Below are 14,114 nucleotides of genomic sequence, written 5' to 3'. Positions count from 1 at the left end.
CTCCTTAGCGCCAGTGTTTCACGTGAAACATGGATCAGATCTGGCTGCGGATGTAGTTGGCGATGCGCGCCGATAGCGTGGCCAGATCGCGGCGCAAGGTCTCGAACCCTTCGTTCGGCGCCTTGGTCGCCTCATCCATATATAGCGGGCGACGAATCTCGATCTGCAGGCTGTTGCGCCGCTCGGCGGGGCGCCCGATTTTGGCGATCAGCTGCACGCCCTTGTAGGGGTCGTTGCGCGCCACTGTGTAGCCCATGGACTTCAGCTCCCGCTCCACCAGATCGACGATGCCGGGCTCGCAGGTCGTGCCATCGCGGTCGCCCAGCACAAAGTCCGCCAACGGACGCGGGCTATTGATCTTCAGCCGCTCGTAGGCATTGTTCGGCATCGAATGCAGGTTCAGATGCCAGAGCGCGCCGAATTGCTGATACGCCGTCTCCACGGCTTCGGCCAGCGCCGCGTGGTACGGGCGGTAGTAGCGTGTGATCCGGTTCTGTACCTCAGCCACCGACAGCTGGCGGTCATAGATGGGCGTGGCCGCGTCGAGCTTCCGCCAGATCAGCCCATAGCCCAGTCGCGTCTTCTCGCCGGGAGACAGCGGTGTGGGCCACGGCGCATCCAGCAGTTCCGGGTCCAGGTCCTCCAGCATCCGGTTCGGATCGATATAGACGCGCGGGAACGTAGCCCCGATCAGCGTGCCGCCCACCTTGGGGATAGCCGACCACAGCGTATCGATGTGGGTATCCTCGCCCCCGCGGAGTCGCGCCAAGGGGACGGCGGCCTGGAAGTCCGCCGGATAATAGACGCCGCTATGTGGCGAATCGCAGACCAGCGGCAGCGGCAACCCTTCCGGCGATGCTAGCGTATAGGGGCCGCCAGGCGCATCGCCCTGTACCGCCCGGTACGGTGTATCGAACGTCGTCATGGCTCAATCCAGCTTGATGTTGGCAGCCTTGGCCACACGGGCGTAGCGCGCCATGGCCTGCTGGATCTGGGCCTTGAACTGGTCGGGCGTAGTCGGCACCAGCGTGCCGCCCGACTCCTCGATCTTGCGCTTGAACTCGGGGTTCAGCATCGCCTTGTGGATGGCGGCATTCAGCTTGTCGATGATGGGCTGGGGCGTACCTGCCGGTGCGACGATGCCGAACCAGCCACCGTCACCCATGTCCTTGTAGCCAAGCTCGCCGTACGTCGGCACATTCGGCAGTTGTGGCGAACGCTGCGCGCCCAGCAGGGCCAGCGCGCGCAAACGGCCCGCCTTCACGTGCGGCAGCGTGGTCGACAGGTTGTCGGTAATCGCGTTCACCTGCCCTGCCAGCGCATCGTTCAGTGCCAGGCCGGCGCCCTTGTACGGCACGTGCAGCAGGTCGATCTTGGCCAGCATCATGAAGTTCTCGATGTTCGCGTGCCCGAGCGAGCCGGCGCCGGGCGACGCAAACGTGTACTTGCCCGGGTTGGCCTTGGCCAGTGCGACGAACTCCTGCATGGTCTTGGCGGGTACGCTCGGATGCACGGCAAAGACACTGGGAACTGCTGCCACGTTGGTGACTGGCGCAAAATCCTTGATCGGGTCGTAGCCCAGCTTCGGGTATACCGCCGGGTTGGATCCATGGGTGCTGACCGTGGCCATGCCGATCGTGTAGCCGTCCGGCGCCGAGCGGGCCACCTGCTCCATGCCGATCGAACCGCCCGCCCCACCCTTGTTATCGACCACGATGGTCTGGCCCAGCTCGCGCCCGGCGTACTCGGCGACCAGACGCGCCGACAGGTCGGTCGTGCCACCTGCGGCGAATGGCACAACCAGACGGATGGGCTTGTTCGGGTAGTTCGATTGTGCTGCCACCGGCATCGCCATACCGCCAAAAACGGCGCCGATGGCTGTGGACAACATTGTGGAAAACATCAGTCGGCGGCGCGTCGCGCGGGCAGGCAGGGCTCGATTCATGGCGTGAAACTCCTCGTTTTTTCGTTCTCGAATCTGGGGACCGAGCTGGGAGTTTCGGCAGTTTACCGGTCCCGCACAAACGACTATATTGCACGCTTCCATTACCAAAGCTCATGCTCACGTCGTCATGCGTATACGCTCACCTTCGATGTCCGAGCTACATGCATTTGTGACGGCTGCCAGGCTGGGCAGCTTCACCCGTGCCGCAGAAACGCTGTGCGTCACGCAGGGCGCCATCAGCCGCGCCATCTCCCGCCTGGAATCACACTTTGGCCAGCCGCTGATCCATCGCAACGCCCACAAGCTCACGCTGACTGACGCGGGCCGCCAATACCTCGACGCCATCACGGCACCGCTGGCCGCCATCGAGACCGCCAGCGCGGCGATGCTGGGAGAAGATCGTCAGCATCACCTGACGTTGTCTGCGGTGCCCACACTGGCCAGCGTATGGCTCGTCCCCCGCCTGCCCGACTTCCACCGCAGGCATCCCGATATCCGACTCGACTTCGTGCCCTACCGGCGTGACGAAGACTTTGCCGGCGCAAAGCCCGATGCGGCGATCCTGACCGGCGAGGCCAGCCACTGGCCTAACCTGCAGGTCGACTATGTGATCGGCCGCGAAATGGTGCCGGTCTGCCACCCCGCCCGGGCCCATGCCCGGCAGGCTGCCAATCTGTGGAAAACTCCCTCGGACCTGATGGGCGAACCGCTGCTTTTCCACACAACTGCCCCCAGGAACTGGGAGAACTGGCTGCGTGCCACGGGCGTACCCAACGCTGCGCCCGCGCTGGCCCGTGGATTCGATCAGGTGTCGATCCTGCTGGAGGCCGTGAAGGCCGACATGGGAGTGGCCGTTTTGCAGCGATGCCTTGTCAGGGATGCGTTGCAGGCCGGTCAGGTGGTGGCGCCGTTCGATCTGCCAGTCACGTTGAACCGGGGTTATTTCCTCTGCGCGCCACGTGAAAAAGGCGACCATCGGGCCCTGGCGGTCTTCCGCGAGTGGCTGCTTTCGGCGGCGGCCATCGATATCATCGAACTGGTCCGCCAATAGTTATCCACACTGTGGATAGTTTTGTGAACAACATCGTCCCGATGAATAAAAACGGCGCCAAAATGGGCGCCGCTATATTCACCGCTGATGTATACGTACCCGGAACACGTTCCTGGCGTGCCCTAGGCGTTCCCAGGTGCACGTTAGGCCGCCTTCTTGGCCAGCCCCAGATACGTCTCAATAACCTTCGGATTGCTGGCCAGCGCGGCGGCCTCGCCCTCCATGGCCATATCGCCAGTCTCGACCACGTAGCCATAGTCCGCCACCTGCAGCGCCGCACGCGCGTTCTGCTCGATCAGCAGCGTCGCCACGCCGGTCTGGCGCAGGTTGCTGATGATGTGGAAGATCTCCTTCACGATCAGCGGCGCCAGGCCCAGGCTGGGCTCGTCCAGCATCAGCAACTGCGGCTTGGCCATCAGCGCCCGGCCCACCGCCAACATCTGGCGCTCGCCGCCTGACAGCGTGCCGGCCTCCTGTTTGGCGCGCTCCCTGAGGCGCGGGAACAGGTCGTAGACCACATCCATCTGATCCAGATAGTTACGCTCGCCGGCGCGCTTGCGGCGGAAGGCACCCAGCTGCAGGTTGTCTTCGACGGTCATCGTCGAAAACAGCTCGCGCTTCTCGGGCACCAGGCACATGCCGCGCGCCACCCGCCCCTCCACCGGAATGCCGGCCATGTCGTGGCCCAGGTAACGGACCGTCCCGCTGGACGACCCACTGACCGGCAGCGCGCCCATGATCGCGTTGAGCATGGTCGATTTGCCGGCACCGTTCGGGCCGATCACCGTGACGATCTTGCCGGCCTGCACCTGCAGATTGGCGCCATGCACGGCCTCCACCTTGCCGTAGCGCACATGCAGATCCTTTACCTCCAGAATCAGACTCATCTCATTTCCCTCACTCGACGCCGCCGAGATAGGCTTCCAGCACGGCCGGATTCTTCTGCACCTCTTCCGGTACCCCTTCGGCGATGCGCGTTCCAAACTCCATCACCACCAGCCGGTCTGTCAGGTTCATCACGAAGTCCATGTCATGCTCCACCAGCAGCACGCTCATGCCCTCGCCCTTCAGCTTGCATAGCAGTTCCGCCAAAGCCTGCTTTTCCTTGTAGCGCAGCCCCGCCGCAGGCTCGTCGAGCAGCAGCAACGCGGGGTCGCAGCACAGCGCGCGTGCGATTTCGAGAATGCGCTGCTGGCCCAGCGCCAGGCTGCCGGCTTCCATGTACATGCAGTCAGCCAGGCCCACACGCTCCAGCTGGCGCCTGGCCTCGAACAGCAGCTTCTGTTCCTCGGCACGGTTCATGCGCAGGATTGCCGCCGATACGCCGCCCTGCGCGCGGAAATCGCCGCGCAGGTGCGCGCCGATGGCCACGTTCTCCAGCACCGTCATCGTCGACAGCAGATGCACGTGCTGGAAGGTGCGGCCTACGCCCCGCTTGACGATCTCACGCGACGGCAGGCCCGAGATCACCTCGCCCCGATAGCGCACCTCGCCGCGCGTGAGCGGCAGCACGCCCGTCACCAGGTTGAAGGTCGTGGACTTGCCCGCGCCGTTCGGCCCGATCAGCCCGATGATCTCGCCGGCATGCACCTGGAAGCTCACGTCGTTCACCGCCACGAGGCCCCCGAACTGCTTGCGCGCTGCGCGCACGTCGAGGATCAGCTCGCCGGCCTCGGGCTTCTGTCGTACCGCCAGCGCCTCGGCATGTTCCGGCGCGACGACGGGCGGCCCCGAGGGCATCAGCTTGCGCAAGAACGGCCAGATGCCATCGCGCGCGTATTGCAGCAGCAGCACCAACAGCACGCCAAACACGATGATTTCGAAGTTGCCGGTGCTGCCGAGCAGCCTCGGCAGCAAGCCCTGCAGCACGTCCTTGAGGATGGTCAAAATGCCCGCGCCAAGCACGGCACCCCAGACGTGCCCCACCCCACCCACCACGGCCATGAACAGGTATTCGATGCCGTAGTTGAGCCCGAACGGCGTCGGATTCACGGCGCGCTGCAGGTGCGCGTACAGGAAGCCCGACACGCACGCGAGGATCGCCGCCACGACGAAGATCACCACCTTCATCCACGCGGTATTCACGCCCATCGCCTCGGCCATCGTGCCGCCGCCCTTCAGCGCGCGAATCGCCCGGCCCGGCCGCGAATTGAGCAGGTTCTGCATGGCCACCACCGCCAGCAGCACCACGGCCCAGATCAGGTAGAACATCGACCGGCCCGACTGCAGTTCGATACCCAGGAACGACAGCACCGGAATACCGTTCAGGCCGTCGTACTTGCCCAGGAATTCAAGGTTGCCGAACAGGAAGAACAGCGACAGGCCCCAGGCAATCGTCGCCAGCGGCAGGTAGTGGCCCGACATCCGCATCGTAATCAGGCCAATCACATAGGCCGACGCAATCGTGATGACCAGTCCGACGATCAGTCCGAGCCATGGCGACAGCCCGAACTGCGTGGTCAGGTACGCCGTGCTGTAGGCGCCCAGCCCAACGAAGGCGGCCTGGCCAAACGACGTCATGCCTCCCACGCCGGTCAGCAGCACCAGGCCGATCGCCACGATGCTGTAGAGCCCGATGTAGTTGCCCAGCGTGATCCAGAACTCCGGTGTCGGCAGCACCGGCAGCAGCGCCAGCACGACGGCAAAGCCCAGCGCCAGCACACGATTGCGCATGACGCCGCGCAGGTGTCCGTCACGTCGCGATTGCGGCCGGCCTTGGGAATTCCCGTTCTGCGACTCCACGTTCTTCTCCAGCGGCTTGTCGGTCAGCATCGTCATGGCTTACTCCTCTTCCTCGACATGCTTGCTGGTCAGCGAACGCCACAGCAGCACCGGAATGATCAGCGTGAAGACGATGACCTCCTTGAACGCGCTGGCCCAGAACGACGAATACGATTCGAGCAGTCCCACCAGCAGCGCGCCCAGCGCCGCCACCGGGTAGCTGGCCAGGCCGCCGACGATGGCGCCAACGAACCCCTTGAGCCCCACCAGGAAGCCCGACTCGTAGTAGATCGTCGTCAGCGGTGCGATCAGGATGCCGCACAGCGCGCCCATCGCGGCGGCCAGCGTGAACGACAGGCGCCCGGCCTGCGTCGTGCCGATGCCCACCAGCCGCGCGCCCAGGCGGTTCACGGCGGTGGCGCGCAGTGCCTTGCCCTGCAGCGTGCGCTCGAAATAGAAGTACAGCGCGGCGATCAGCACACCTGACACCACCACGACCCACAGGCTCTGCCCCGACACGCTGAGGCTGCCCACATCGAAGCGTGCATCGGAAAACGGATTCGTGCGCGAGCCTTCGGCACCGAACATCACCAGCCCCAATCCCACCAGCGCGAAATGCACGCCGACCGACACGATCAGCAGCACCAGCGTGCTGGCCTCGGCCAGCGGCTGATAGGCCAGGCGATAGAGCATCGGGCCCAGCGGGATCACGATCAGCAGCGTCAGCGCGATCTGCACCAGCATCGGCAGCGGCATGCCGCCGTACTGCTGCACCAGGACATGCACGACGCCCGGGAACAGCAGGTACTTGCCCGCCAGGACCAGGATGCGGCGCGGCGCGCTCAGCCGCAGTTCGGGGCTGCGCAGCACCGCCACGCCATCGTAGAGGAACGTCAGCACGCCCATGGCCAGCAGCAGCCACGTGGTTTGCGGCGCATGGCCGGCCTGCATCGCGGCCAGCGTCAGCGCGCCGTAAGCCACGAACTCGCCCTGGGGGATGAAGATGACGCGCGTCACCGAAAACACCAGCACGAGTGCCAGTGCCAGCAGCGCGTAGATCGCGCCGGAGGTGATGCCGTCCTGCGCCAGAATGGCCGCAATCGATAGGTCCATTGTCTGCCCGTGTTATGTGCGCGCGTGGTGGGCGCCCGTGCCTGAAAATTGCCTGCTTGCCGCTACCGCAGCCTCAGCTTAGAGACTCCCCCGCGCAATGCCTAGAGGGTGGCGGGAAATCACGGAGGCAAAAAAAGGGCGCATGGTCTGCCATGCGCCCTGCGTTGCTACGCTGCCAGCGTGTGACCCCTGCCAGCCGGTCGTCTTTGCCGGCTTACTTCTGCAGCTTCCACTTGCCATCGACGATCTGCACCATCACGCGCGCGCGCTGGTCCATGCCGAGGTGGTCGGTGGGGCTCATGTTGATGATGCCGTGCGATACCGGCAGGTTCTTCGTCTGCTCCAGCGCATCGCGCAGCGCCTTGCGGAATTCCTTCGTGCCGGGCTGGCCCTTCTTGAGCGCCTCTGGAATCGCGTTCTGCAGCAGCAGGCCGGCATCCCAGGCGTGGCCGCCGAAGGTGGATACCTGTCCGCCGAACGCCTTCTCGTACGCGGTCTTGTAGGTCATGGCCGGCTTCTTCATCGGATTGCTGTCGGGCAGCTGCTCGGCCACCAGCAGCGGGCCGGCCGGCAGGAACGTGCCTTCGCAATCCTTGCCGCATACGCGCAGGAAGTCGGGGTTGGCCACGCCGTGCGTCTGGTAGATCTTGCCCTTGTAGCCGCGCTCCTTGAGCGCCTTGGCCGGCAGCGCGGCGGGCGTACCCGAACCGGCGATCAGCACGGCGTCCGGATTGGTGCCCATCATCTTCAGCACCTGGCCCGTCACCGAATTGTCGGTACGCGCGAAACGCTCGTTGGCCACCACCTTGAGCTTGCGCATTTCCGCCACCTTGGCGAATTCCTGTGCCCAGCTGTCGCCATAGGCGTCCGCGAAGCCGATGAATGCCACCGTCTTCACGTTGTTGCTGGTCATGTGCTCGGCCAGGGCGGTTGCCATGTGCGAGTCGTTCTGCGGCGTCTTGAAGATCCAGGCGCGCTTGCTGTCCATCGGCTCGATGATGCGGGCCGAGGCGGCCATCGAGATCATCGGCGTCTCGCTTTCGGCAGCCACATCCACCATGGCCAGCGAATTGGGCGTGACGGTGGAGCCCACCACCACATCGACCTTGTCTTCGCTGATCAGCTTGCGCGTGTTCTTGACCGCCGTGGTCGTGTCGGTAGCATCGTCAAGCACGATGTACTCGATCTTCTTGCCGGCGATTTCCTTGCGCAGCAGCGTGAAGGTGTTTTTCTCGGGGATGCCGAGCGAGGCGGCCGGCCCGGTGGCCGAAACCGTGACCCCGACCTTCACCTGGGCGCTGACCGCGCCCGAGAACAGACTGGCGGCGGCAAGTGCCAGCAGGCTGGCGCGCTTGAACGTCATGGCTTGTCTCCTTCGATTCCAAAAACGGAAAAAGGCATCCGCCGGCTTCCGGCCGACGGATGCCTTCAGTTTTTTGTGGCCCACTCTGGCGGGCTCTTTGGCGGATGCAACGCTGGCATCCGATCTCAGCCGGGAACATCGAAGTTCGTCCCGTTTTTTCCCGTCCTGCGCCATTACCCCCGGATTGCGCAGTTGCATTCCCCGACCGCTCGGTCGGGAATGCGAATCGAGTCTAACACAGCGATGTGATACGAAAAGGCCGGATTAACCCGCAGCAGCGCAGGCGCAACAGTCGCGGGTTTCCGTTGTCCGGCGGCGTTTACAGCCCGCCGCGGACACCTGCGGCGGCTTAGCGCAGGAACGCGTCGTAGGCCGTCTTCAGGATCAGCGCGCTGACCACCGCGATGAACACCTTGCGCACGAAGCGGCTGCCGTGGCGCAGCGCCAGCTTGCTGCCCACCTGGCTGCCGGCCACGTTGGCCAGGGCCATCACGATGCCGAGCTGCCACCACACATGGCCTTTCGCCGCCAGCAACAGCAGCGCGGCCAGGTTGGTGGCCAGGTTGACGATCTTGGCCGAAGCCGATGCGTGCAGGAAGTCGTAGCCGAACACGCGCACGAACACGATCATGAGGAAGCTGCCCGTGCCAGGCCCGAACACGCCGTCGTAGAACCCGATCGCCGCGCCGGCCAGCAGCGCCGCCAGCCGTTCGCGCCCGCCCGACAGCACCGGCGCGTGCTCGGTGCCCAGATCCTTCTTCACCACCGTATAGATCAGCAGGATCAGCAGCACGAAAGGCAGCGCCTTGCGCAGCGGCTCGGCGGGGATCATCGTCAGCGTCCACGCGCCGGCCATCGAGAACACGAAGGCCGCCAGCATCGCGGGGCCGGTGGCGCCCCAGTAGATCCGCACCTTGCGCGCAAAGCGATAGGCGGCGTTGGACGTGCCGGCCAGCGACGCTACCTTGGTCGTGCCGATCAGCGTGGCCGGCGACATGTTGGGATAGGTCGAGAACAGCGCCGGCACCTGCACGAGGCCGCCCCCGCCCGCCACGGCGTCGATCATGCCGGCCAGAAAGGCGGCGGCGGCCAGAAATACAAACTCCATGGTCGAACAGTCCGAACGGTCGAGAAGCGGTGAAGGGATTCGAAAGGAATCGGGGAAAACTGCGGAATCGGCGGAATCGGCGGAACGCGCCGCAGCGCCCCGGCGGCAAAACGGCCCGCTGTGCGGGTCAGCCCAGGCGTTTCGGCGTGGGAATCAGGCTGCGCAGCCACAGGCCGTCGGCATCGCGCGCGAATCCTTCCGGCGGCCCCGAAGTGTCGGCCACCAGCCCCGGCGCCAGCCGGATATGGCGGATGCCATGAGCACGGCACCAGTCGGCCAGCAGCTGGGAGGCGGCGTCGAGCCAGCCCGCAGCATCGGCGGCCGGCGGCCACCACTCGGCCGCTATCGCCACGCGCCCGCCCAGCGCCAGGCTGTGAACCAGCGTGACAGGCATCAGGCAGGCCAGCGCAGCATCGGCCTCAAGGGAATCGCCGCCTTCGCGCACCGCGCTGGTGCAGCCCCCCAGCAGGCAGATGCCGTGGCCGCCCTGCTCCAGCAAGGCATCCAGAGACAGTCGCCTGGCGCGTGCTTCGGGCACCGGCAGTGGCGCGCGCGCATTCAGCCAGCCATCGATGGCGGGACCATCGGCGCTGACGCCAACGCGTAGCTGATACTGCACTTTTTGGAAACGGGGAGATGCGGAAGGGATGGACATGGCCGGGCGAAGGAAGCTGCCGGCATTGTCGCATGGGGGCTGGCGGGCGGTCATGCCAAAGATGCATTAGCCGCACATCCACTCGGGCAGGTGGCGCGAGCGGCGGTTTCCGGGAGGCCGAAATGAAAAAGGCGTTGCCAGGGATCACCCAGCAACGCCTCTTTATCGTATTGGCTGCTGCTACCCGACACCGGGTGCGCGCCTGTCGTCTCCTCGCTTCCGCCTCCAAGTAACCTGCGAAAACCGTATATGCAATGTAACGAACCGGTGCGTATGAAACAAGTCAGCAATAACCCTAGCCCCAAAATCGGGCATGTTGCCCGATCTCCACTCTGGGTGCCGGCTAGGGCTTGTCCGATTTCCGGCCCGTCAGCGCAATCAGTTCGCCCATGATGCCGCGGCGGAAGGTCAGCACGCAGATCACGAAGATCACGCCGGTCACCATTGTCACCGACTCGCCCAGCGCGTTGAACCAGCCAATGCCCGTCAGGTTGGCCAGGAACGTGCCGATGTCGCCAAGCTTGTTCTCCAGCGCCACGACCACGAAGGCACCGACGATCGGGCCCGACAGCGTACCCAGCCCGCCCACCAGCGTCATCAGGATCACCGAGCCCGACATCGACCAGTGCACGTCGGTCAGCGTGCCGAAGCCCAGCACCAGCGCCTTGATCGACCCGGCCAGGCCCGACAGCGCCGCCGAGATGACGAAGGCCAGCAGCTTGAAGCGGTCGACGTCGTAACCCAGCGAGATCGCGCGCGGCTCGTTCTCGCGGATGGCCTTCAGGATCTGGCCGAACGGCGAGTGCACGGTACGCACGATCAGCGCGAAGGCAAGCACGATGATCAGCAGCGCCACGTAGTACAGCGTCATGTCGTCGGCCAGCGACAACACGCCGAACAGCTTGCCGCGCGGAATGCCCTGGAGCCCGTCCTCGCCGCCCGTGAACGGCGCCTGCAGGCAGAAGAAGAACAGCATCTGCGCCAGCGCGAGCGTGATCATCGAGAAGTAGATGCCCTGGCGGCGAATGGCCAGCGAACCCACCACGTAGCCAATCACGGCGCCCGACAGCGTGCCGAACAGCAGGCCCAGTTCCGGCGTCACGCCCCACACCTTCATCGCATGGCCGGCCGCGTAGCCCGCACCGCCGAAGAACGCCGCATGGCCGAACGACAGCAGCCCCGTAAAGCCGATCAGCAGGTTGAACGCGCACGCGAACAGCGCGAAGCACAGCACCTTGAGCACGAACACCGGGTAGGCGCCGGCCAGCGGCGCCACGATCAGGCCCAGCAGCAGCAGGCCGTAGAGCACCTTCTTCTGCAATCCGGTCCCTTCCTTGAAGCCCTTGGCCTCGACGGCCACGGCCGTTTGTCCAGTCTGCCCGCTCATCACTTTTCCCTCCCGAACAGCCCGGCCGGGCGCAGCAGCAGCACGATCACCATGATGAAGAACACCACGGTCGACGATGCTTCCGGATAGAACACCTTGGTCAGCCCCTCGATCACGCCGAGCCCGAGGCCCGTGATGATCGATCCCATGATCGATCCCATGCCGCCGATCACCACCACGGCGAACACGATGATGATCAGGTTCTGGCCCATCAGCGGCGACACCTGAATGACCGGCGCCGCCAGCACGCCGGCAAACGCCGCCAGCGCCACGCCAAAGCCGTAGGTCAGCGTCACCATCAGCGGCACGTTGACGCCGAAGGCTTCCACCATCTTCGGATTCTCGGTGCCGGCGCGCAGGTAGGCACCCAGCTTGGTCTTTTCGATCGTGAACCACGTAGCCAGGCACACCACCACCGACGCGGCCACCACCCAGGCACGATAGTTCGGCAGGATCATGAAGCCCAGGTCCGTGGCACCCTGCAGCGCGTCGGGCGGCGAATACGGCAGGCCGGACACGCCGTAGATCGAGCGGAAGATACCTTCGATGATCAGCGTGATGCCCAGCGTGAGCAGCAGGCCGTAGATGTGATCGAGCTTGTAGATCCAGCGCAGCATCGTCTTCTCGATGACGACGCCCAGCAGGCCCACCACAAGCGGCGACAGCACCAGCATCACCCAGTAGTTGAGGCCGGCGTATTCCATGCCGGCCCACGCCAGCACGGCACCGAGCATGAACAGCGCGCCGTGCGCGAAGTTGATCACGTTGAGCAGGCCGAAGATCACGGCCAGACCCAGGCTCAGCATCGCGTAGAAAGCGCCATTGACCAGGCCCAGCAGCAGCTGGGACAGCATGGCGGGTAGCGGAATTCCGAAAATATCCATGGGCGTCGATTGCCTGATTGTTTCTCCCCGCTCCCACGCGTGGGAGGGGGTTCGGGGAAGAGGGTTCAGCGGTTCAAATCGGGATCCCTCCCGTCAGGACCGCCCGCCCTCTCCCCCCGCCCCTCTCCCGCACGGGAGAAGGGAGCAAGACAACACAACTTACTTCTTCAAGATCGAGCACTTCGACTCGGCCACCGTCGTGAACGCCTGGTCGCCCGGGATCGTCGCCGCCACCTTCAGGTAGTCCCAAGGCTTCTTCGAATCCGCCGGAGCCTTGACCTGCATCAGGTACATGTCGTGGATGTTCCGGCCATCGGCGCGGATGTAGCTCTTGTTGTAGAAGTCGTTGATCTTCATCTTCTTCAGCTCGGCCATGACCTTGTCCGGATCATCGGTCTTGGCGGCTTCCACGGCCTTCAGGTACGTGCTGACGGCGGAGTAGTCGGCGGCCTGCAGGCTGCTCGGCATCTTCTTCATCTTGCCGAAGAAGCGGTTCGCGAACTTGCGGGTGTCGTCGTTCATGTCCCAGTACCAGCTGTCGGTCATCAGCAGGCCTTCGGTGTTCTTCAGGCCCAGGCTGTGCACGTCATTGATGAACATCAGCAGGCCGGCAATCTTCATGGTCTTGGTGATGCCGAATTCCTTGGCGGCCTTGATCGCGTTGATCGTGTCGCCGCCGGCATTGGCCAGGCCCAGGATGTCAGCCTTCGATGCCTGCGCCTGCAGCAGGAACGACGAGAAGTCCGACGCCGACAGCGGGTGGCGCACCTGGCCCACCACCGTGCCGCCATTGGCCTTCACCACGGCTGCCGTGTCGCTTTCGAGCGAATGGCCGAAGGCGTAGTCGGCGGTCAGGAAGAACCACTTCTTGCCGCCCTGCTTCACCACCGCGCTGCCGGTGCCCTTGGCCAGCGCTACCGTGTCGTAGGCGTAGTGCACCGTGTACGGCGAGCACTCTTCGTTCGTCAGGCGGGCCGTGCCGGCGCCGATGTTGAAGTACACGCGCTTCTTTTCCTGCGCCACCTTGTTCATGGCCAGGCCCGTGGCGGAGTTGGTGCCGCCCAGCAGCATGTCCAGACCCTGCTGGTCCATCCATTCGCGCGCCTTCGACGCGGCGATGTCGGCCTTGTTCTGGTGATCGGCGCTGACCAGTTCGATCGACTTGCCCAGCACCTTGCCACCGTGGTCCTCGATGGCCATCTTGATCGCTTCGAGGCCGCCCGGGCCGTCGATGTCCGCGTACAGGCCCGACATGTCGGTGATGTAGCCGATCTTCACCGTATCGTTCGATACCTGCGCCGAGGCGCCCCCTGCAAACGCGCCAAAGACAGTTGCCGCCACTGCGACAGCCAGCCGATTCATCTTCATGTCTTGTCTCCTGAGTTGCGGCGGCAAGCTGCCACCCGTTCCTGCCATCTCGTAAAAATACGATTCACACGATCCGAAATTGCGACCCTGGCGCCGGTGGGGCGCAGCGGGTCAGACCCCGAGCAGTTCGTTCAGCACCGGCATCTTGGCCTGCAGCTCGCTGGCGGCAAAGCGTTCGACGATGGTGCCGTGCTCCATCACGTAGAAGCGGTCGGCCAGCGGCGCGGCAAAGCGGAAGTTCTGCTCCACCATGACCACGGTGTAGCCCTTCTTCTTGAGCATCAGGATCATGCGCGCCAGCGCCTGCACGATCACCGGCGCCAGGCCCTCGGAGATCTCGTCGAGCAGCAGCAGGTTCGCGCCCGTGCGCAGGATGCGGCCCACGGCCAGCATCTGCTGTTCGCCGCCCGACAGGCGCGTGCCCTGGCTTTGCTTGCGCTCGCGCAGGTTCGGGAACATCTCGTAGATCTCGGCCTCGCTCATGCCGGGGGTGTCGCCGCCACGGGCGCCCTTGAGCAC

At 64.7% G+C, this 14,114-nt stretch carries 13 protein-coding genes; 1 reads left to right on the top strand and 12 read right to left on the bottom strand.

Translation table 11 applies throughout. From position 1 onward, the window contains the following. Positions 1 to 34: 34 nt before the first annotated feature. Entirely contained in the window at positions 35 to 925 is an 891-nt protein-coding gene (locus BLQ58_RS22690; RefSeq protein WP_029051203.1) for an N-formylglutamate amidohydrolase, read from the bottom strand. Between the two features lie 3 nt (positions 926 to 928). Next, positions 929 to 1,945, bottom strand: a complete 1,017-nt coding sequence (locus BLQ58_RS22685) for a Bug family tripartite tricarboxylate transporter substrate binding protein (protein WP_029051204.1) — start codon at positions 1,943 to 1,945, stop codon at positions 929 to 931. Positions 1,946 to 2,072: 127 nt separating this feature from the next. Between BLQ58_RS22685 and BLQ58_RS22680 the strand changes: the two genes are divergently transcribed. After that, positions 2,073 to 2,996 carry a LysR substrate-binding domain-containing protein gene (locus BLQ58_RS22680; RefSeq protein WP_029051205.1) on the top strand — a complete coding sequence of 308 codons (924 nt, stop codon included), beginning with the start codon at positions 2,073 to 2,075 and terminating at the stop codon, positions 2,994 to 2,996. A gap of 143 nt (positions 2,997 to 3,139) precedes the next feature. Here BLQ58_RS22680 and BLQ58_RS22675 read toward each other — a convergent pair whose 3' ends face one another. From BLQ58_RS22675 to BLQ58_RS22630, 10 genes are all read right to left on the bottom strand, one after another. Then, positions 3,140 to 3,883 (bottom strand): ABC transporter ATP-binding protein, encoded by a 744-nt coding sequence (locus BLQ58_RS22675; RefSeq protein WP_029051206.1) that lies wholly within the window; start codon positions 3,881 to 3,883, stop codon positions 3,140 to 3,142. A gap of 10 nt (positions 3,884 to 3,893) precedes the next feature. Further along, on the bottom strand, positions 3,894 to 5,669 hold the full coding sequence (locus BLQ58_RS22670; RefSeq protein WP_175459979.1) for a branched-chain amino acid ABC transporter ATP-binding protein/permease: 1,776 nt from the start codon (positions 5,667 to 5,669) through the stop codon (positions 3,894 to 3,896). A gap of 108 nt (positions 5,670 to 5,777) precedes the next feature. Then, on the bottom strand, positions 5,778 to 6,830 hold the full coding sequence (locus BLQ58_RS22665) for a branched-chain amino acid ABC transporter permease (RefSeq protein WP_029051208.1): 1,053 nt from the start codon (positions 6,828 to 6,830) through the stop codon (positions 5,778 to 5,780). Positions 6,831 to 7,044: 214 nt separating this feature from the next. Further along, positions 7,045 to 8,193 carry an ABC transporter substrate-binding protein gene (locus tag BLQ58_RS22660; protein ID WP_029051209.1) on the bottom strand — a complete coding sequence of 383 codons (1,149 nt, stop codon included), beginning with the start codon at positions 8,191 to 8,193 and terminating at the stop codon, positions 7,045 to 7,047. Between the two features lie 349 nt (positions 8,194 to 8,542). Beyond that, positions 8,543 to 9,301 carry a sulfite exporter TauE/SafE family protein gene (locus BLQ58_RS22655; protein ID WP_029051210.1) on the bottom strand — a complete coding sequence of 253 codons (759 nt, stop codon included), beginning with the start codon at positions 9,299 to 9,301 and terminating at the stop codon, positions 8,543 to 8,545. 127 nt (positions 9,302 to 9,428) lie between these two features. Further along, on the bottom strand, positions 9,429 to 9,920 hold the full coding sequence (locus BLQ58_RS22650; RefSeq protein WP_139186149.1) for a hypothetical protein: 492 nt from the start codon (positions 9,918 to 9,920) through the stop codon (positions 9,429 to 9,431). A 379-nt stretch (positions 9,921 to 10,299) separates the two neighbouring features. Then, positions 10,300 to 11,343, bottom strand: coding sequence for a branched-chain amino acid ABC transporter permease (locus BLQ58_RS22645; protein WP_029051212.1), 1,044 nt, complete (start codon positions 11,341 to 11,343; stop codon positions 10,300 to 10,302). Continuing rightward, positions 11,343 to 12,227 (bottom strand): branched-chain amino acid ABC transporter permease, encoded by an 885-nt coding sequence (locus BLQ58_RS22640; protein WP_029051213.1) that lies wholly within the window; start codon positions 12,225 to 12,227, stop codon positions 11,343 to 11,345. Before BLQ58_RS22640 ends, BLQ58_RS22645 begins: the two co-directional genes overlap by 1 nt. A gap of 159 nt (positions 12,228 to 12,386) precedes the next feature. Beyond that, a complete protein-coding gene (locus BLQ58_RS22635) occupies positions 12,387 to 13,595 on the bottom strand; it encodes an ABC transporter substrate-binding protein (protein ID WP_029051214.1) in 1,209 nt (402 codons plus the stop codon). Between the two features lie 111 nt (positions 13,596 to 13,706). Next, the coding region (locus BLQ58_RS22630; RefSeq protein WP_139186148.1) for an ATP-binding cassette domain-containing protein at positions 13,707 to 14,114 on the bottom strand (408 nt) is incomplete at its 5' end.

It is taken from the genome of Ralstonia sp. 25mfcol4.1 (assembly GCF_900104095.1).
Taxonomy (GTDB): domain Bacteria; phylum Pseudomonadota; class Gammaproteobacteria; order Burkholderiales; family Burkholderiaceae; genus Cupriavidus.
The sequence above is the reverse complement of the archived record's forward strand: the minus strand, read 5'-3'. Positions and strand labels throughout refer to the sequence as shown.

Bases quoted from the DNA above. Each gene is read 5' to 3' on its own strand.
- BLQ58_RS22690 (WP_029051203.1), bottom strand. From the start codon at position 925: ATGACGACGTTCGATACACCGTACCGGGCGGTACAGGGCGATGCGCCT.
- BLQ58_RS22685 (WP_029051204.1), bottom strand. From the start codon at position 1,945: ATGAATCGAGCCCTGCCTGCCCGCGCGACGCGCCGCCGACTGATGTTT.
- BLQ58_RS22680 (WP_029051205.1), top strand. From the start codon at position 2,073: ATGCGTATACGCTCACCTTCGATGTCCGAGCTACATGCATTTGTGACG.
- BLQ58_RS22675 (WP_029051206.1), bottom strand. From the start codon at position 3,883: ATGAGTCTGATTCTGGAGGTAAAGGATCTGCATGTGCGCTACGGCAAG.
- BLQ58_RS22670 (WP_175459979.1), bottom strand. From the start codon at position 5,669: ATGCGCAATCGTGTGCTGGCGCTGGGCTTTGCCGTCGTGCTGGCGCTG.
- BLQ58_RS22665 (WP_029051208.1), bottom strand. From the start codon at position 6,830: ATGGACCTATCGATTGCGGCCATTCTGGCGCAGGACGGCATCACCTCC.
- BLQ58_RS22660 (WP_029051209.1), bottom strand. From the start codon at position 8,193: ATGACGTTCAAGCGCGCCAGCCTGCTGGCACTTGCCGCCGCCAGTCTG.
- BLQ58_RS22655 (WP_029051210.1), bottom strand. From the start codon at position 9,301: ATGGAGTTTGTATTTCTGGCCGCCGCCGCCTTTCTGGCCGGCATGATC.
- BLQ58_RS22645 (WP_029051212.1), bottom strand. From the start codon at position 11,343: ATGAGCGGGCAGACTGGACAAACGGCCGTGGCCGTCGAGGCCAAGGGC.
- BLQ58_RS22640 (WP_029051213.1), bottom strand. From the start codon at position 12,227: ATGGATATTTTCGGAATTCCGCTACCCGCCATGCTGTCCCAGCTGCTG.
- BLQ58_RS22635 (WP_029051214.1), bottom strand. From the start codon at position 13,595: ATGAAGATGAATCGGCTGGCTGTCGCAGTGGCGGCAACTGTCTTTGGC.